Origin of the sequence: Mycobacterium sp. (assembly GCF_044223235.1) — a bacterium.
In the GTDB taxonomy this organism is placed as follows: Bacteria; Actinomycetota; Actinomycetes; order Mycobacteriales; family Mycobacteriaceae; genus Mycobacterium.
Genome location: NZ_JBGAME010000001.1, coordinates 58,607 through 76,497 on the forward strand (window position 1 = coordinate 58,607; position 17,891 = coordinate 76,497).

12 protein-coding genes are annotated in these 17,891 nt (G+C 67.9%); 1 reads left to right on the forward strand and 11 read right to left on the reverse strand.

All coding sequences use genetic code 11. The features are described 5' to 3' along the window. Positions 1–48: 48 nt before the first annotated feature. Complete coding sequence (locus ADBZ6K_RS00275; protein WP_526344321.1) at positions 49–2,343, reverse strand: heavy metal translocating P-type ATPase; 2,295 nt, start codon at positions 2,341–2,343, stop codon at positions 49–51. 389 nt (positions 2,344–2,732) lie between these two features. Here ADBZ6K_RS00275 and otsB point away from each other — a divergent pair, with 389 nt between their 5' ends. Further along, positions 2,733–6,683, forward strand: a complete 3,951-nt coding sequence (gene otsB, locus ADBZ6K_RS00280) for a trehalose-phosphatase (RefSeq protein WP_526344322.1) — start codon at positions 2,733–2,735, stop codon at positions 6,681–6,683. A 140-nt stretch (positions 6,684–6,823) separates the two neighbouring features. On the opposite strand, the gene ADBZ6K_RS00285 is transcribed toward otsB, so the two are convergent. The 10 genes from ADBZ6K_RS00285 to ADBZ6K_RS00330 form a co-directional block, all read right to left on the reverse strand. Then, a complete protein-coding gene (locus ADBZ6K_RS00285) occupies positions 6,824–8,374 on the reverse strand; it encodes a serine hydrolase domain-containing protein (RefSeq protein WP_526344323.1) in 1,551 nt (516 codons plus the stop codon). Between the two features lie 122 nt (positions 8,375–8,496). Next, entirely contained in the window at positions 8,497–9,405 is a 909-nt protein-coding gene (gene arcC, locus ADBZ6K_RS00290) for a carbamate kinase (protein WP_526343836.1), read from the reverse strand. Positions 9,406–9,407: 2 nt separating this feature from the next. Then, positions 9,408–10,412, reverse strand: coding sequence for an ornithine carbamoyltransferase (locus tag ADBZ6K_RS00295; protein ID WP_526343837.1), 1,005 nt, complete (start codon positions 10,410–10,412; stop codon positions 9,408–9,410). 23 nt (positions 10,413–10,435) lie between these two features. Then, positions 10,436–11,695, reverse strand: coding sequence for an arginine deiminase (locus tag ADBZ6K_RS00300; RefSeq protein ID WP_526343838.1), 1,260 nt, complete (start codon positions 11,693–11,695; stop codon positions 10,436–10,438). A 20-nt stretch (positions 11,696–11,715) separates the two neighbouring features. Further along, complete coding sequence (arcD, locus tag ADBZ6K_RS00305; protein WP_526343839.1) at positions 11,716–13,194, reverse strand: arginine-ornithine antiporter; 1,479 nt, start codon at positions 13,192–13,194, stop codon at positions 11,716–11,718. Between the two features lie 139 nt (positions 13,195–13,333). Then, on the reverse strand, positions 13,334–13,783 hold the full coding sequence (locus ADBZ6K_RS00310) for a hydrogenase maturation protease (RefSeq protein ID WP_526343840.1): 450 nt from the start codon (positions 13,781–13,783) through the stop codon (positions 13,334–13,336). Beyond that, positions 13,780–15,072: a Ni/Fe hydrogenase subunit alpha gene (locus tag ADBZ6K_RS00315; protein WP_526343841.1), complete on the reverse strand. Its 1,293-nt coding sequence runs from the start codon at positions 15,070–15,072 to the stop codon at positions 13,780–13,782. The genes ADBZ6K_RS00310 and ADBZ6K_RS00315 overlap by 4 nt, the downstream gene beginning before the upstream one ends. Next, a complete protein-coding gene (locus ADBZ6K_RS00320; protein WP_526343842.1) occupies positions 15,069–15,827 on the reverse strand; it encodes an NADH-quinone oxidoreductase subunit B family protein in 759 nt (252 codons plus the stop codon). Before ADBZ6K_RS00320 ends, ADBZ6K_RS00315 begins: the two co-directional genes overlap by 4 nt. Beyond that, positions 15,828–16,682 carry an FAD/NAD(P)-binding protein gene (locus tag ADBZ6K_RS00325; protein ID WP_526343843.1) on the reverse strand — a complete coding sequence of 285 codons (855 nt, stop codon included), beginning with the start codon at positions 16,680–16,682 and terminating at the stop codon, positions 15,828–15,830. Next, entirely contained in the window at positions 16,675–17,817 is a 1,143-nt protein-coding gene (locus ADBZ6K_RS00330) for a 4Fe-4S dicluster domain-containing protein (protein ID WP_526343844.1), read from the reverse strand. The genes ADBZ6K_RS00325 and ADBZ6K_RS00330 overlap by 8 nt, the downstream gene beginning before the upstream one ends. Between the last annotated feature and the right edge of the window lie 74 nt (positions 17,818–17,891).

The following is a 17,891-nucleotide window of genomic DNA, read 5'->3' on the forward strand; positions in this document are numbered from 1 at the left end:
GGTCATTGGTCCCGTGTTGGAGCCAGTGCAATCACGGCGGTCTCCCGGTTACCCGTCGTCACCGGCAAGGGTGAAGTAATTCTCTTCCTCCTGCAGAAAGTGCAGCCGCAACAGCGCGTAGAGCCCGTACAGCGAAGCCAGCAGATCATCAACCTGGTCTTCCTGGATGGCGTGGCCGGCTTCTGCCAGCGCGACGTGCGTACCGATTCGGTCGGACAGCCGCTGAATCTCGGCATGGGTCCTGCTCATCGTGGCGGTGGCTTCGCCGCTGCCGAGCGGGCGGGCCAACGCGGGGTAGAGCTCGTTCTCTTCGGCGTGCTCGTGGGGCAGGATCTGCTCCGTCAGGACCCGGTGCGCGTGAGTCACCGCCTCCAGCGCGGCGGGATCGGTGCCCGCGCTCAGGCGATCGGCCGCATCGCGCAGAGCATCGATCGCATCGCGCAACTGGTCGTGTTCAGCCGCGAAACGGCGCAGCATGTCCTCGGTCTCGGCGCTCAGTTCGACCTCGGCGGCGCCATCGCCTCGCAGGGCACGCAGCGCGTTGAGGATGACCGCGACGTCGATACCCTCCTGCAGCAGCGCACCCGGAGCTGGCGGCAACCAGCCGACCGCGGCGATCGCCATGGCGATCAGTGACAGCGCCATGCCGACACCGGCGCTTTGTACCGCGATGCGGCGTGACCGTCGGGCGATATCCATCGCATCGGCCAAGCGATCCAGGCGGTCGGTGGTGAGCACGATGTCGGCGGCCTCCGATGAAGCCGTCGCGCCCCGTGCACCCATCGCGACCCCGACGGTGGCCGCGGCCAGCGCCGGGGCGTCGTTGACGCCGTCACCGACCATGACCGTCACGGCACGCTGTCGCTCGGCACGGACCGCGGCGACCTTGTCCGCCGGGCTCTGCTGGGCGTAAACCTCGTCGAGCCCGAGTACCGTGGCAACCTCACGGGCCGGCTCGGGCCGATCGCCGGTGAGCATCACCAGGCGGCTCAGCCCGGCTGCGCGCAACCGTCGCATGGTGCGGGGTGCATGGCGGCGCAACGGATCTCGCAACAGCACCGCACCCACAGGTGCACCGTCGACGGACACCCAGGCGATCGCGGCGGCGTCCAGGCTGGCGCGGTTGACCGCCGCGCGGGCCCACCCCTCGACGGTGGCGTCGTCCGACACCCTGCCGACCTGGACACGATGTCCGTCGACGGTGGCGGTGACCCCCCGACCGGGTTCCTCGGCGATTCCCTCCGGCAGCGAGAGCTTCATGCCGCGGGAGAGGGCTTCGGTGACGATGGCCTCCGCCAGTACATGCGGCGACATCTGGTCGACCGAGGCCGCCAGCCGCAGGATCTCGGCGGCGTCGTGTGTCGGTGCGGTGAGGACCTCGACGACGGCAGGCCGTCCCATGGTCAGCGTCCCGGTCTTGTCGAGCACGAGAGTCGTCGCCTGCCCGAGGATCTCCAGTGCGGCGCCGCCGCGGATCACCACGCCCCGGCGGGAAGCCCTGGACAGGCCCGAGACGATGGCCACCGGCGCGGCGAGCAGCAGCGGGCATGGCGTCGCGACCACCAGCACCGCCACCGCCCGCACGGCCGACCCGCTGAACAGCCATGCCGACCCGGCGACCAGAAGTGCCAGCGGAAGGAACCAGGCGGCGTACCGGTCGGCGAGCCGGACGATCGGCGCACCCTCCGCCGCCGCCTGTTCGGCCAGGCGCACGATGCCCGCGTACGTGCTGTCGTGCGCGGTTGCCGTCGCGCGCAGCTCGAAGGCGTTGCCCGCGTTTACCACACCGCTGCGGACGGGCTCGCCGACGGCACGTTCGACCTGCAGCGGCTCACCGGTGAGCACCGATTCGTCCAGCACCGCGGTTGCGTCGGTGATGCGGCCGTCCACCGGCACCACCTCGCCGGGTCCGACCACCACCACGTCGTCGACGGCAACGTCCGCCAGCGGTATCACCGTCACTGCCGAGCCGATCCGGCGACGTGCGAATCGCGGGGCATGTTCGAGAAGCGCACGCAGATCGTGTGAGGCGCGCCGCTCCGCGGCCGACTCGAGCGCGCGCCCGCCGGCCAGCATGACCGCGATCAGGGCGCCCGCGAGGTACTCGCCGACCCAGAGCGTTCCGAGCAGAGACAGCACCGCGATCAGGTCCACTCCGGCCCGGCCACGGCGCAGCGTGGCACTCATCCACACCACGGCCGGCACAACCGCGATCAGTGTGCCTGCGATCCAGCAGGACTCGGCGATGCGATGCCACCCGAGGAGCCAGGCGATCCCGCCGCCAGCCAATGCACCGACCGTCACGACCGCAAGCGCAGGCTCGGCCAGCGTCCGCCAGTGCATCGCCCACTGACGGACCACCGAGTCAACGCCGGTCACGGCGCCTATCCCGGGGCCGCTTCCAGCAACAGCGCGCGCCTGACGTCGACCGTGAGCATGTCGGCCTCCTTCATCGTCGACGTGGCTGCATGTGGGCGGAGATCCGAGGTGGCGGTCACCTCATCCTCAACCGGCGGTTCGCCCGGCGTAAGGGCACTAAGACCCTGACCCGGGGTCCTCAGGCCCGCCCCCCTGGGCCATCGGTCACTTCATCGCCGGGGACTACGGCCCGGATCGGGGTCGACACCTGCCCCGTGGCGATGCCGCGGGGCTATGGTCTGGCGGCGGAGCACAGCGACGCACCCCGGCCGGTTCGCGCCGCCCCGTACAAGGTTGACAAGGGGAACCCGAACATGAACGTGGCGGTCACCATCGATCCGCGCTACCACGACGCGGTGATCTTCGACCTCGACGGCGTCGTGACCGACACCGCCTCGCTTCACGTGGCGGCGTGGCGCGGGTTGTTCAACGACTTTTTCCGCCGGCGTCCCGCGAACTCCGGTGAGGACCACGCCCCGTTCAGCGACGCCGACCACCGACACTTCATCGCAGGCAAGCCAGCACGTGACGGCATCGCCGACTTCCTGCGGTCCCGCGGGATCACGCCGCCCTTGGGGGAGGACGGCGGCGACGGAGACATCAACATAAGTGGGCTCGCCAACCGCGAGCAGCGGATGTTCGTCGAGTTGCTGACCAAGGGGGTGCCGGTATTCGACACGACGGTTGAGCTGGTAGCACAGTTGCGTCGGGAAAACGTACTTACGGCCGTGGTCTCGTCGAGCCGCGACGGCGAGGCGATCCTTCGGGCCGGCGGAATCGGCGATCTGTTCGACGTTCGTCTCGACGGTCGGGTGGCCGAGGAGCTGGGCCTGCCGGGCGAACCCAACCCCGCGATGCTGCTCGAGACGGCGAATCGCCTTGGCGTACGCGCCGATCGGTGCGTCGTCGTCGAGGACCACGAGGCGGGCGTCGCCGCAGGCCGAGATGGCGGGTTCGCGCTGGTGGTGGGTGTGGACCGGACGGCACACGCCGATGAGCTGCTGCGGTGTGGCGCTGACGCCGTGGTGACCGACCTTGTCGCCGTCTCGGTCCGCACCGGCTACCAGCCGATGTCGGCGCTGACCGATGTCCTCGGCGGCTACGGCGAGATCAGTGCACTGATCGCCATGCGCCAACCCGTGGTGTTGTTGGATTTCGACGGGACCCTGTCGGAGATCGTCCCGGTTCCCGATGCCGCGAGGTTGGTCGCGGGGGCAGCGCAGGCGCTCGGGCTGCTGGCGGCACACTGCCCGGTCGCGGTGGTCAGCGGCCGGTCCCTCGCCGACATCTCGGCCCGCGTCGGTCTCCCCGGCATCTGGTATGCGGGTAGTCACGGCTTCGAGCTCACCGCGCCCGACGGCAGCCACCATCAGAACGAGGACGCGATCGCAGCCGTCGGTGCGCTGGAGACGGCGTCCGGCGAACTGCGTAACCGCCTCGCCGGGATCGACGGCACCCTGGTGGAGAACAAAACGTTCTCGGTGGCGGTGCATTACCGTAACGTCGCCGGCGATCGGGCGGGGGAGGTGTCCGCTGCAGCCCGGATCATCGGCCAGCGCAATGGACTTCGCGTGACGTTCGGGCGCAAGGTCGTCGAGTTGCGCCCGGACATCGACTGGGACAAGGGCAAGACGCTGGACTGGCTCGTCGAGCGAATCGACGGCGCCGGTCTGCTGCTGCCCATCTATCTCGGCGACGACCTCACCGATGAAGATGCGTTCGATGCCCTGCGCCACAAGGGAATCGGAATCGTGGTTCGGCACGGAGAGGACGGCGACCGGCGGTCCGCCGCCCGGTTCGCCCTCGATGGACCGGATACGGTCACCGCGTTTCTGCAGCGGTTGGCGGACCAGCTCATCGCCGAACACGACACGACGAACAACCCATGGACCATGACCTTCGGCGGATATGAGCCGGCCGACGAACGTCTTCGGGAAGCATTGTGCACCACGGGAAACGGGTATTTCGCGATCCGGGGCAGCGCGCCGGAGTGCCGCGCGAGCGGTGCCCACTACCCCGGTACCTATGTTGCGGGTCTCTTCAACCGGCTCACGGACGTCATCTCGGGTGTTACCGTCGAGAACGAGAGCATGGTCAACCTGCCGAATTGGCTCTCATTGACCTTCCGGATCGATGGCGCGGAGTGGTTCGACATCGACGACGCGGCGGTGGAGTCCTACCTGGTGACCATCGACCTGCGCCGCGCCGTACTGTGCCGCGAGATGCGGGTCACCGACAAGTCGGGTCATACCATCCGCGTCACGCAGCGACGGCTCGCCGCGATGCACCTGCCCCATGTCGGTGCCTTGGAGATTACGGTCGTCGCCGAGAACTGGTCGGGAACCATCGAATTCCGTTCATCGATCGATGCCGACGTCGAGAACGCCGGCGTGGAGCGCTACCGTGCGCTGTCATCGCGCCACCTTGCCGACGTACAGACATCCGAGCTGCCCGGGCACACCGTTCTCCTCACCACGCGGACGGTTCAGTCGAAGGTGCGGATCGCGGTCGCCGCACGGACCACCGCGTGGCGCGGTGACGCGGCTGCATCCGCCGATTACCATCTGGTCCAAGAGGATTCGTGCATCGGCCACGACATCGCCGTCGAGATGTGGTGCGGCCAGGCCGTCACCCTGGAGAAGGTCGCGACCATCTACACCGGCCGTGACCACGGAATATCCGAACCCGCAGCCGAAGCCGCGCGTGAACTGAACCGACTCGGCCGCTTCGCAACGATCGAGCGCGGGCACCGCCTCGCATGGGCGCACCTATGGGAGCGATTCGACATCGCGATGGGCAATGACGCCGATGTGCTGCGCATCGTCCGTGTGCATCAGCTCCACCTGTTGCAAACATTGTCCCCGCACACCGCCGACCTCGATGTGGGGGTGCCCGCACGTGGACTGCACGGCGAGGCGTACCGGGGCCACATCTTCTGGGATGAGCTGTTCGTGTTCCCGGTGCTCAACTTGCGGCTGCCCAAGGTCACCCAGTCGTTGCTGCTGTATCGCTATCGGCGGCTGCCCGAAGCCCGCCGCGCCGCGGCGGACGCGGGCTACGCCGGGGCGATGTATCCGTGGCAGTCCGGCAGCGATGGCCGCGAGGAAAGCCAGCGGATGCACCTCAACCCGCGGTCGGGCCGGTGGAATCCGGATGCCAGCGCCCGCGCCCATCACATCGGCCTGGCGATCGCGTACAACGTGTGGCAGCACTATCAGGTGACCGGGGACGTGGGGTTCCTCATCGACTACGGGGCCGAAATGCTCACCGAGATCGCCCGATTCTGGGTGAGTCTGGCGAGCCTCGACTCGGTCCGCGGACGTTACGTGATCCGTGGGGTCATCGGCCCGGACGAATTCCACTCCGGTTATCCCGGGCACGGCTACGACGGGATCGACAACAATGCCTACACCAACGTGATGGCGGTCTGGGTGATCCTGCGGGCCATGGAAGCACTCGAGCACATCCCGATGTACTACCGCTTGGCCCTGATGGAGACGCTGGGCGTCACCGACGAAGACCTGGCACGCTGGGAGGACGTGAGCCGGCGGATGTTCGTGCCGTTCCACGACGGCGTCATCAGCCAGTTCGAGGGCTACGAGGATCTGCGCGAATTGAATTGGGACAGCTATCGCAACCGCTATGGCGACATATCGCGGCTGGACCGCATCCTCGAGGCCGAGAACGACAGCGTGAACAACTACCGGGCCGGGAAGCAGGCCGACGTGCTGATGCTGTTCTATCTGCTGTCCGCGGACGAACTGTATGAACTGTTCGATCGCCTCGGCTGCCCCTTCACCCCGGACCAGATCCCGAAAACTGTCGACTACTACCAGTCCCGCACCTCGCACGGATCCACCCTGAGCGCCGTCGTGCACGCCTGGGTGCTCGCTCGCGGTAACCGCCACAAGGCGATGGAGTACTTCGGCCAGGCGCTGGCGTCCGATGTCGTCGACGTCCAGGGCGGCACCACGGCCGAGGGCATTCACCTGGCAGCCATGGCCGGCAGTGTCGACCTGCTGCAGCGCTGCTTCACCGGGCTGGAGATCCGCGGCGATCGGCTGGTGGTCGGCCCGATGTGGCCGAAGTCGTTGGGAAAGCTCGAGTTCACATTCCGGTACCGCGGACATCGTCTGCGGCTGTCGGTCATCGGTCGGGGTGCGACCGTCAGCGCGGAGCACGGCGACGGTCCACCCATTCCCGTTGAGTGCCGCGGCAATACGCAGCTGCTGGTGTCGGGGTCGGCCGTGCACTTCGACGGGTGAGCTCCCGCTCGCAGCAGCCGACTGGCCGGGCACGACGTCATCGTTGTCGGCGGCCGATGTCATCCCTGTGCGGCCCTGCCCGTTGTCCTTCTCGTCGCGTCGCCCTGAGTCAGCGACCGGCCAGGTTGTAGCCGACGTAGCTAACTGCCGTACAGGTGGAGGGCCCGGGCCGCCATTGTGGCCATTTCGCCGCTCAGCTTCGCGATGGGTGGGCCGCCGCGCTGATGGATCACGTTGGCCAGGACGATGATGTAGGTGTCCGACCCCGGGTCGATCCACAGCGTCACTCCGGTGAAGCCGGTGTGGCCGAAGCTGCCGACGGGAAAGATCATCCCGCGCGGCCTGGACTGGGCCGTGTCGATATCCCAGCCGAAGCCGCGGAGGTTTTGTCCGCGTATCGCGGGATAGTTCGGTACGAGCAGGGGATCGGTAGTGTTGGGGGTCTTTTCGATTGCGTCGCGGACGGCGTTGTTGGCCGCCGCGAGTTGTGCAGCGCTGTGCCCGGGCTGCTGCGGTGTCGTCATCAATGCCAGGGTTGATCGGCTCAGCGGGAACGGGCTCGGTCGCCCGGCGAGGCGATCGAGTAAGGCCTGCGCGAACCTGCCGACGTCCTGCGCTGTCGAGAACACACCGGCACTGCCGGCCACCCCACCCATGCGCCGTGCCGTCGGGTCATGCACGGTACCGCGGAGCAGGTGATCGTAGTCGGGGTTGATGCCCGGGGTGTCGTGGTCATGGGCCGTCGGCGCGATGCGCGCCAGCAGATCGGTGCTCCACGTTTCAGGCGGGCACTGAGCAATCTCCGGCACGCTTTCGTCGAAAGCGATCGCTGTACCGCGGATCCGGTGCGGACCACACGCCTTGGTCGCAGGAAGATAGCGGGTGTCGACCATGTCCAGCGGCGCAAAGACGTTGTCCTGCACGTAGTTATCCAAGCGTTCGCCGGTGATCTTCTCAACAAGCGCGCCGAGGATGAGGAAATTGATGTCGGAGTAGTGGACCGCCTCACCGGGACCGAACTCCAATGGCGCGGTGAGTGCACGATGAACGCCGTCGGCGTTATCCGCCGTCACCAGTCCCCACGGACCCTGGTGGCTCAAGTCGCCTCCGACGCCCGATGTGTGGGTGAGCAACATGCGTAGCGTCACCTGAGCACGCCGTGGGTCGCTCGCCGTGTTGAAGTCGGGCAGGTACCTCTGCACCGAATCGTCGATCTGGACGCGGCCCTGTTCATAGAGCTGTAGCACGGCGGTGGCCGTCGCGAGGCTCTTGGTCAACGACGCCAGGTCGAAGATCGTGTCCTCGGTCATCGGCTCAGCGGGCGCGGGTGACCCATCTAATCCCGGTTCGCCGGCGAGCTTGCGCAAGCCGAAAGCCCGGCGGAAGACGACCCGGCTGGCGTGCCCGATCTGGACCACCGCACCGGGCAGCCGACGCGCCGCAATCGCATCGTTCACCAGCCGGGAGACCGCTGCGAAATCCCCCTGGGGAACCGCGGTCGGCGCGGTCGTTGCCGCAGCGGTGGTTGCCGGCGGGAGGGTACGAGCCATGTCCGGCGCGGTTGTTGCCGGCGGACTGCTGGCTGTCGGTGGCTGCCCCGCTGCACCGCACGAAGGGGCTCCAACGAGGGTGAGGACGACGGTCCCAACGCCGCAGACCCGGGCGACGCGCGATCCTGACACCGTCACCAGGCCGACGGTAGCCGGGCCCTGGGCAGCACGTCACGCGATCCGTTGCACTCCGGGCATCGCGGCCTGCGGCGTACAAACTCGCACCCAAGCGATGGGGCCGGGGGTGTGGGTCGGCTCGTGGGCTACATCGCGTGGACGCGGGTTCCCGACGCGCCGTTGACGATGTCGGCGATCTCGGCCAGCGATCCGATGACGGCTTCCTTGCCGGTGTGACGGGCGAAACCGCACGCGGCCTCGACCTTGGGACCCATCGACCCCGCCGGAAGGTCCAGAGCGGCGATCTCGTCGGCAGTCACCATACCCAGTCTGCGCTGTTCCCGGGTGCCCCAGCCGGTGTACACGCCGTCGACATCGGTGGCGATGACCAGCAGATCGGCGCCGAGTTGCTCGGCGAGCAGTGCGGAGGCGAGGTCCTTGTCGATGACCGCCTCGGCGCCGTACAGCGCACCCAGCTCGTCGAACATCGTCGGAATGCCGCCGCCGCCCGCGCAGATCACGATCGTGCCCCGCTCCACCAAAGTCCGGATGGGCCGGATCTCGAAGATTCGCTTGGGTTTCGGGCTGGCCACCACCCTGCGGAACATGTCGCCGTCGGGTGCGATGGTCCACCCGCTGGCCGCCGCGAGCCGCTCCGCGGTGGCCCGGTCGTACACCGGGCCGATCGGTTTGGTGGGGTGAGCGAACGCCGGATCGTCGCGGTCCACTTCGATCATCGTCAGCAGGGTGGCGATCGGTTGGTCCGGCGGAAGCACGTTGCCCAGCTCCTGCTCGATGACGTAGCCGATCATCGCCTCGGTCTGCGCCCCAAGCACGTCGAGGGGATAGGGCGCGACCTCGGTGTAGGCCGCGGCCTGCAGCGCCAGCAAACCGACCTGGGGGCCGTTGCCGTGCGCGACGACGATCTCATTGCCGGGCGCCACCCGGGCGATCCGTTCGGCCGCCAGCCGGATGTTCGCGCGCTGATTGTCCGCGGTCATCGGCTGCCCGCGCTGCAGTAATGCGTTGCCGCCCAACGCGATGACGATGCGCATGGTCAGCCCAGGGCGGCCACGAGGACGGCCTTGATGGTGTGCATCCGGTTCTCGGCCTGCTCGAAGGAGATGTTGGCCGGACCTTCGAACACGTCCTCGGTCACCTCGATGCCGTTCGCGAGATGAGGATAGGTCGCGGCGATCTGGGCGCCCACCTTCGTTTCGGCGTTGTGGAAGGCCGGCAGGCAGTGCATGAACTTGACCCGCGGATTCCCCGTGGCCGCCATCAGCTCCCGATTCACCTGGAACGGCAGCAGTTCGTCGATCCGTTCGCCCCAGGTGTCCAGGGGCTCACCCATCGACACCCACACGTCGGTGTAGATGAAGTCGACGCCGCTGACCGCCTTCACCGGGTCGTCGGTGACGGTGATCCGTGCCCCGGACGCCGAGCCGAACTCGCGGCACAGGGCCGTGTGTTCCTCGGTGGGCCACAAGTCCTGAGGCGCGCCGATCCGCACGTCCATGCCGAGTTTGGCGCCCACCAGCAACAGCGAGTTGGCCACATTGTTGCGCCCGTCCCCGACGAAGGCAAAGGCGATGTCGGTCAACGGTTTCGGGCAGTGCTCGGTCATGGTGAGGACGTCGGCCAGCATCTGGGTGGGGTGGAACTCGTCGGTTAGGCCGTTGAACACCGGGACGCCGGCGTACTGTGCCAGTTCCTCGACGACCTCCTGTCCCGCGCCGCGGTACTCGATGGCGTCGTACATCCGGCCGAGCACCCGAGCGGTGTCCTTCATCGACTCCTTGTGCCCGATCTGCGACGACGCCGGATCGATATACGTGACGTGCGCACCCTCGTCGTGCGCGGCGACCTCGAACGCGCACCGGGTCCTGGTGGAGGTCTTCTCGAAGATCAGGGCGATGTTCTTGCCCGCCAGGCTGTCCCGGCGGGTGCCGGAGTACTTGGCGCGCTTGAGGTCTCGGGACAGATCGAGCAGATAGTGCAGATCCCGCTCGGTGTGGTGGACCAGGCTGAGCAGGCTTCGGTTGCGATTGTTGTACGGCATGGGGATATCGTCCTCGCAGCTGGTCAGGTGTAGAGCGGATCGCGCAGGATCGGGCATGTCATGCAGCGACCCCCGCCGCGGCCGCGGCCCAGTTCGCTGGCGGTGATCGTGACGACCTCGACCCCCGCCTTGCGCAGGGCGGTGTTGGTCAGGATGTTGCGGTCGTAGCCGATGACGACGCCGGGTTCCAGCGCCACCACGTTGTTGCCGTCGTCCCACTGCTCCCGCTGGACGCCGTACACGTCGCCCGCGGTGGTGACCACCCGGAACTGCACGCCGAGCGCCTCACTGATAGTGTCCACCAACCCTTTCGGCTCGCGCCGGATGTCGAGGCCCGACGGTGAACCGTCGTCGGGGCGCAGGCTGAACGGCACGATGCCGTCGACGACCGACGCGTACGCGGTGACCAGGTCGACGTCGCAGAACGTGAACACGGTGTCGAGGTGCATCGCCGCCCGCGTCTTCGGCAGACCGGCGACGATCACCCGCTCGGCCGCGCCCGCGGCGAACAGGTTGCGGGCCACCTGGGTGATCGCCTGGTGCGATGACCGCTCACCCATGCCGATCACCACGACGTCCTTGCCGATCGGCATCACGTCACCGCCCTCGAGCGTCGCGGCGCCATGGTCGCGGCCGACTCCCTCGAGGTCGCCCAGCCACACGTCGAACTTCTCGTCGGCGAACGCCGGATGGAACCGGTACACCGCCGTCGTGAGCAGGGTCTCCTGGCGGCGGGCCGGCCAATACATCGGATTCAGCGTCACACCGTGGAAGATCCAGGAACTGTTGTCGCGCATGAACTGTGTGTTGGGCAGCGGCCGCAGGATGAACCCGGCGGGATCCCGTTCCTGCAGCGCGGCCAGGAAGCTGCCGCCGATGTCGGCGGGCACGTCCTGATAGGACACCCCGCCGATGAGGAACTCTGCCAACCGATCTGCGGGCAGATCGCCCAGCCAGGACCGGATCTCGTGGCGCAGGCCCGATCCGACCAGATCGTCGGTGACCTTGCGGTCCAGCAGCCAGGTGCGGCCCTCCGGCAGCGCCACCACGTCGGCCAGCAGATCCTGCAGGTCGAGGACCTCCACACCACGGTCGGCGATCTTGGCGACGAAATCGAAATGGTCGCGGCGCGCCTGCTGCAACCAGATGACATCATCGAACAACAGCTCGTTGCAGTTCTCGGGCGTCAGACGCTGATGGGCCAGCCCCGGCGCACACACCAGGGTGCGCCGCAGCCGCCCCGCTTCCGACCACACGCCCAGCCGGGCATCGGTGCCGTCCACGGAACATGCCTTTCTGTCGATCACAGTACGGAGAGATTGCCGGTGGCCAGCAGCGCGACCGCCGCCACCGAGGTCGCCGCCACGATGCCGGCGATCACCCATTCGAATGTGGTGAAGACGGGCAGGCGGTTTTCCCTGCGGGCCCAGACGTACAGCGCGGTGCCCGCGAGGTAGAACAGCGCGGCGATGAGCAGATACTGCAGACCGCCGGCGTACACCAGCCACACGGCGTAGGCGAGCGCGACCGACCCGACGACCAGATCGCGGAGCCGGCCGTGCCCGGAGTCGTAGGTTTCACCGCGGACGGCGAGCAGCACCTGGTAGGCCGCCGACCACAGGTAGGGCAGCAGGATCAGCGACGTCGCGAGGTAGACCAGGTTGGTGTAGGTGCTGGCGTTCGCCAGCGTCCACAGCAGCAATGCCTGCACGCACAGGTTGGTCAGCCACAGCGCGTTCGCCGGTGCGCCGTGGGCGTTTTCGCGTGCCAGCGCCTTGGGCATGACGTGTTCGAGCGCGGGCAACCGCAGGATCTCGACACACAGCATCACCCAGGCGATCAGCGCGCCGAGCAGTGAGACGACCAGGCCGATCGAGATGAACGCCGCCCCCCAGCTGCCGACCTCGTTCTCCAGCACGCCTGCCATCGACGGGTCAGCCACTCCGGCCAGTTCGGCCTGCGCCATAAGACCGTAGGACAGCACATTGACCAGTAGCAGCAATGCCAGCACCGCCGCGAAGCCCAGTACGGTGGCCCGGCCGACATCGGCGCGCCGAGCGGCCCGCTGGGAATACACAGCCGCCCCCTCGATTCCGATGAACACCCAGACCGTCACCAGCATCATGTTCTTGACCTGGGTAAGCGTGTCGCCCAGCGGTGCGCCGTCGATCAGCGTGGTCTTGCCCCAGAAGTCAGCGGTGAACAGTCCGGCCTTGAAACCGACCGCGGCGATGGCGACGAACGTCAGGATCGGTACCACTTTGGCGACGGTGACCACGACGTTGACGAAGGCGGCCGTCTGAATTCCGCGCAGGGTCATCGTGTGCACGATCCACAGCACGACCGACGCGCCGATGATGGCGGGCACCGTTGCGCCGCCTTCGAATCCGGGGAAGAAATAACCCAGCGTGGCGAACAGCAGTACCAGATATGCGACATTGCCGACCCATGCCGACATCCAGTAGCCGAACGCCGACGTGAAGCCGATGTAATTGCCGAAACCAGCCCGGGCGTAGCCGTACACGCCGCCGTCCACGTCGGGCTTGCGGGTCGCCAAGGTCTGAAAGACGAAGGCCAGCATCAGCATGCCCACGCCGGTGACCAGCCATCCGATGAGCAGCGGTCCCGCCGCGGCGCTGCCGGCCATCTGCGAAGGCAGGGCGAAGATACCGCTGCCGATCATCGAGCCGACTACGATCGCGGTCAGCGCCGCCAGGCCCAATCCGGGTTTCACACCCGGGCGGCCGGCCTGTTCGGGCTTTGGAATGACGGACTGTGACATCGTTGTCTCCCACAGTTGGTGGGTGATGGCCGACACAGCGGCCGGGTGGGTGTCACGACGGTAGGCTTGATCACCGCCGTGGCACGAAGAGGCTTTGGTCCCCGATCGGCGGGCGGAGGTCCCGAAACTCGGTCCTGGCTCAGCGCGGCAACGACAACTCCGCGGCGATCTCCGCGGTCACATCCGGCACAGCAGCCGCCACCGCGGGCGTCAGACCGACACCGGGCCTGACATCGGCCGTCTCGACGGCGAAGATCACCAGCCTGCGGGGTAGCCGTCCCAGAACCGTCCCGAGTGCCAGCGCCTGTTCGAGGCCGAATCCGTGCGAACTGACGAGCTTCGGTCCGGGGGCCTCGCCCGGCGTCCAGCGCCGCAGCCGTCCGGGTGTCGCCGCCGCGCCGGCCGCCGCATCCACCACGACGGTCAGTGGTGTACCGGTCCAGGCGTCCAGCAACGCCGTGGGCTCGCCGGTGGAGGTGAGCACGTCGACATGGGGAAGTCCGAGCGCGGCCACCGCATCGGCCACGACCAGCCCGACGGCGTCATCGCGCCGGCAGCCGTTTCCGATCCCGATGACCAAGCGGTTCAACGGCGTTCGATATTCAGGGAGAGAAAGTGCGTCGCGCAGGATATGCACGGGTCGTGGTTGCGGATGGACCGCTCGCACAGGGCGGTGAGCGCCGCGTCGTCCATCGCCTGATTGTCCGCCACCACCTGCGCCATCTCGTGCTCGATGGCCCCCTGGTTCTGTGCGGTGGGTGGCACCAGCGTGGCAGCGCGGACGAAACCGTCGCCGTCGAAATCGTAACGGTGATAGAGCACCCCGCGGGGTGCCTCGCTGACGCCGTGACCGGTCCCGGCGCGCACCGGCACGTCGGCGAATGGCCGCGATGGCGGTTCGTACTCGTCGATGATGCGCAGTGCCTCCTCGATCGCATACACGATCTCGACCGCGCGTATCACGATGCTGCGAAAGGGATTTCGGCATGTCGGGCCGAGCCCCGCCGCCGCGGCGGCCTGCCGGGCCACCGGGGTGAGCCGATCGGAGTTCAACGAGTACCTGGCCAGCGGCCCGGTGAGATAGCGCCCCCCGTCCAGCGCCGCGTGCAGGGCGGTGGAATGAGCGACCTGGGCGGTGGCCACGTGGTCACCGAACTCTGCCGCCGTGAACCCGGGTCCAGCGCTTCGCCGCAGGGTGCCGTTCTCGATGGCGTACCGGTACGGGTGGGTGAGCGCGAGAAGTTCGTGATCGTATTCCACGTCGGGAAAGTCGAAGCCGGACACCAGCCGAACCGCTTCAAGCGCGTCGTCAAGCGCTCGGCGCAACACCTCGGCGACGGGTTCGAGGTCGGTGCGGCCCGGTACCGAGTAGAAGCCGCCCAGCCGCACGTTGACAGGGTGGACGGCCCGCCCGCCGATCCGCTCCATCACGGCGTTGCCCGCCTTCTTCAGTGCCAGGCCGCGTTCGACCACCGCGGGCCGGTCCCTGGCCAGTGCGATCGCGTCCGGGTACCCGAGAAAGTCGGGCATGTGCAGGAGGAACACGTGCAGCGCATGGCTGTGGATCCATTCCCCGCAGTACAGCAGCCGCCGCAACGCCACCACGCCGGGATCGGGTGTGACCCCGAACGCGTCTTCGACCGCGTTGCACGCACTGACCTGATAGGCGACCGGGCAGATGCCGCATACCCGGGCTGTGATGTCGGGCAGTTCGCGGGAGTGGCGCCCGCGCAGGAACGCCTCGAAGAACCGGGGCGGCTCATAGATGTTCAGCTCGACGTGTTGCACCGCCCCGTCGGCAAGCGCGACGTGCAGGGCACCTTCGCCTTCCACCCGGGCCAGGGCGCCGACGGAGAGGGTGCGCGTTCGAGGCGTCACCGGTCGTTCCTTTCCGTGGCGAACCGGGTGACGTTGAACGTGGCGAACACCCGCTCGATCTCGGAGTCGGCCATTCCGTCGCGACGCATCACCGGGATCAGTGCGCCGGTGTTGGGCGCCGCAGCGGGACCGAAGCATCCATAGCAGCCGCGGTGAAACGACGGGCACAATGCCCCGCACCCGGCGTGGGTGACCGGGCCGAGGCAAGGGATTCCCTCGGCGATCGTCACGCAGGTCACGCCCCGCAGCTTGCACTCCGTGCACACCGTTTTGGCGGGCAGCCGTGGTTTGCGGCCGACCAGCAGCGCGGCGAGGGTATCGAGGAGTTGACCCCGGTCGATGGGGCAGCCCTGGAGCTGGTAGTCGACGGTTATGTGCGCCGATGCCGGCGTCGAGGTCGCCAGAGTGTCGATGTACTGGGGTGTGGCGTAAACCGTCTCCGCGAACTCCCCGACATCGGCGAGGTTCCGCAGCGCCTGAATGCCCCCCGCCGTCGCGCAGGCGCCGATCGTCACCAGAACCGTTGACTGATCGCGAATCTCACGAATGCGCCGGGCTTCAGCGGCGGTAGTGATCGATCCTTCGACGAGCGAGATGTCGTAGGGGCCGCCGACGGTGGCACTCGAAGCCTCGAGGAAAACGGCGATCCTCACCCGCTCGGCGATGTGGAGCAGGTCTTCTTCGCAGTCGAGTAGGGACAACTGACATCCGTCGCAGGACGTGAATTTCCAGACAGCCAGGCTCGGTGGATTCATCTAGAGCTCATCGACTCGCAGCAAGGCCGCGGCGACGTCATAACCGACCACCGGCCCGTCGCGGCACAAGAGCAGGGGGCCGAGCTGGCAGTGTCCGCACCAACCGATGCCGCATTGCATGTTCCGTTCCAGGGATAGCCGGATGTCTCGGGCGCCCATTCCTTTTGCGATCAGCACCTCGGCGCAGCCCCGCATCATGGGTTCCGGGCCACAGAGAAACGCCGTGGTGCGATCAGGGCGGATCGGCAGCCTCCGGAGGGGGTCGGTAACCAACCCGACCTCTGCGGTCCAACCCTGAATCGGGATGTCGACCGTCCGGTGCACCTCGATGCCGCCGCCGCTCGCCCAGTCGGCGAGCTGGTCACGGAACAGGAAGTCGTCGCGTGACCGCGCTCCCGCGATCAGCGTGACGCGGCCGAATCTCTCCGGGTCGGCGAGCGCCGCGAGCACGAGGGGCCGCAGCGGCGCCAAGCCGACGCCGCCCGCGACAATGACGAGATCGTGACCGGCCGCCTCGGCCAGCCCCCAGTTGGTGCCGAACGGTCCGCGCACCCCGATCACGGTGCCGGGCAACGCGTCATGCAGCGCCCGGCTGACGGCTCCGACCGCGCGGACGGTGTGACTGATCATCGGGTCGGTGCCGCTGGTCAGGCCGCTGACCGAGATCGCCGCCTCACCGATGCCGAACGCGTAGAGCATCATGAACTCGCCCGGCCGTGGCGCAGGCAGCCGATCGCGCACAGGTTCCAGGCGCAGCGTTGCCGAATCACGGTTCTCCACCACGCGGTCGCGCACGAGGTAGGGGACCGGAGTCATCGCCGAGGCCGCCGACGGAGCCACGGTGGCCTCAGTCATCGCCGGATCCGCCACGTTTCGCCGGTAGATTGCGCGCGAGATCGGACAACGTCCACATTTCCTCGGTAATGTCGATCCCGGTGGGACACCACGCGATACAGCGTCCGCAGCCCACACATCCCGAGGTGCCGAACTGATCGTGCCAGCTACCCAGCTTGTGGGTGAGCCAATGGCGGTACCGCGACGCGCCGGATTGACGGACGCTGCCGCCGTGGATATAGGTGAAGTCGGGTTCGAAGCATGAGGACCACTGCATCCAGCGCTCGGCGTTCGTGCCGGTGAGGTCGGTGACATCCTCGACGCTGGTGCAGAAGCAGGTGGGGCAAGCCATCGTGCAGTTGCCGCAGGTCAAGCAGCGGTCGGCGACCTCCTGCCAGTGCGGGGACTCGCGAGACCGGATCAGTAGGTCGCGCAGGTCGCCCGGCGGCATCTGCCGGCCCATCTTCTCAGCAGCCTGAGCGACATCGCTTCGTGCAGAATCGATCTCGGGCCCGGTGGGGGACCGCCGCGGGAGTGAGTCGAGCACCGCGGCGCCGATGTCGCTGCCGACGTCGACGAGATATCGGCGGCCGTCGGCATCGACTCGCTCGGTGAGCGCCAGGTCATAGCCGGGACCTACGGCCGGCCCGGTGCCCATGGAGGCGCAGAAGCAGAGGCCGCCGGGCTCGGTGCAGTTCACCGCGACGATGAAGACCCGGCGCCGCCGGTCGGTGAAGTCGCGGTCCGGATGGATGCCGCGGCCGAGGACTCCGTCGAGCGTGGCGATCGCCGCGAGATCGCACGCGCGGACCCCGAGAAACGCGTACCGCGGGCGGTCAACTGCCCGGTCCGCGGCGGCGGCGTCGCTGGCCTCGGCGGTCGAGAACAGCATTTGCCGCGGGGGGTGCAGGAATTGCTTCCACGACTGCGGTCCGGACGAGTGCCCGAACACCGCATCGTCGTCGCGGTGGCGCAGCCGGTAGTGCCCGGGGCCGACGTCGACACCCCAGCCGCGTGGCAGATCGTCGGCCGATGAGAGCTCGGCCAACACGACCGCGTTGTCCGATAACGTCGGACCGATCACGCGGTACCCGCGGTCGATCAGTTCGGACACCAACCGGCCCAGCCCCGCGACGTCGATCATCGCGCCGGTCATGGCTTGCCGTTCCCCGCAGCGGACTGCCGGCCGGTCCGGTTGCCTCGCCGGAGGCCCGTGCGCCGCCTGTGCCG

Coding starts and splice junctions, on each gene's coding strand:
- ADBZ6K_RS00275 (WP_526344321.1), bottom strand. CDS start 2,343: ATGCACTGGCGGACGCTGGCCGAGCCTGCGCTTGCGGTCGTGACGGTC.
- otsB (WP_526344322.1), top strand. CDS start 2,733: ATGAACGTGGCGGTCACCATCGATCCGCGCTACCACGACGCGGTGATC.
- arcC (WP_526343836.1), bottom strand. CDS start 9,405: ATGCGCATCGTCATCGCGTTGGGCGGCAACGCATTACTGCAGCGCGGG.
- ADBZ6K_RS00295 (WP_526343837.1), bottom strand. CDS start 10,412: ATGCCGTACAACAATCGCAACCGAAGCCTGCTCAGCCTGGTCCACCAC.
- arcD (WP_526343839.1), bottom strand. CDS start 13,194: ATGTCACAGTCCGTCATTCCAAAGCCCGAACAGGCCGGCCGCCCGGGT.
- ADBZ6K_RS00320 (WP_526343842.1), bottom strand. CDS start 15,827: ATGAATCCACCGAGCCTGGCTGTCTGGAAATTCACGTCCTGCGACGGA.
- ADBZ6K_RS00325 (WP_526343843.1), bottom strand. CDS start 16,682: ATGACTGAGGCCACCGTGGCTCCGTCGGCGGCCTCGGCGATGACTCCG.
- ADBZ6K_RS00330 (WP_526343844.1), bottom strand. CDS start 17,817: ATGACCGGCGCGATGATCGACGTCGCGGGGCTGGGCCGGTTGGTGTCC.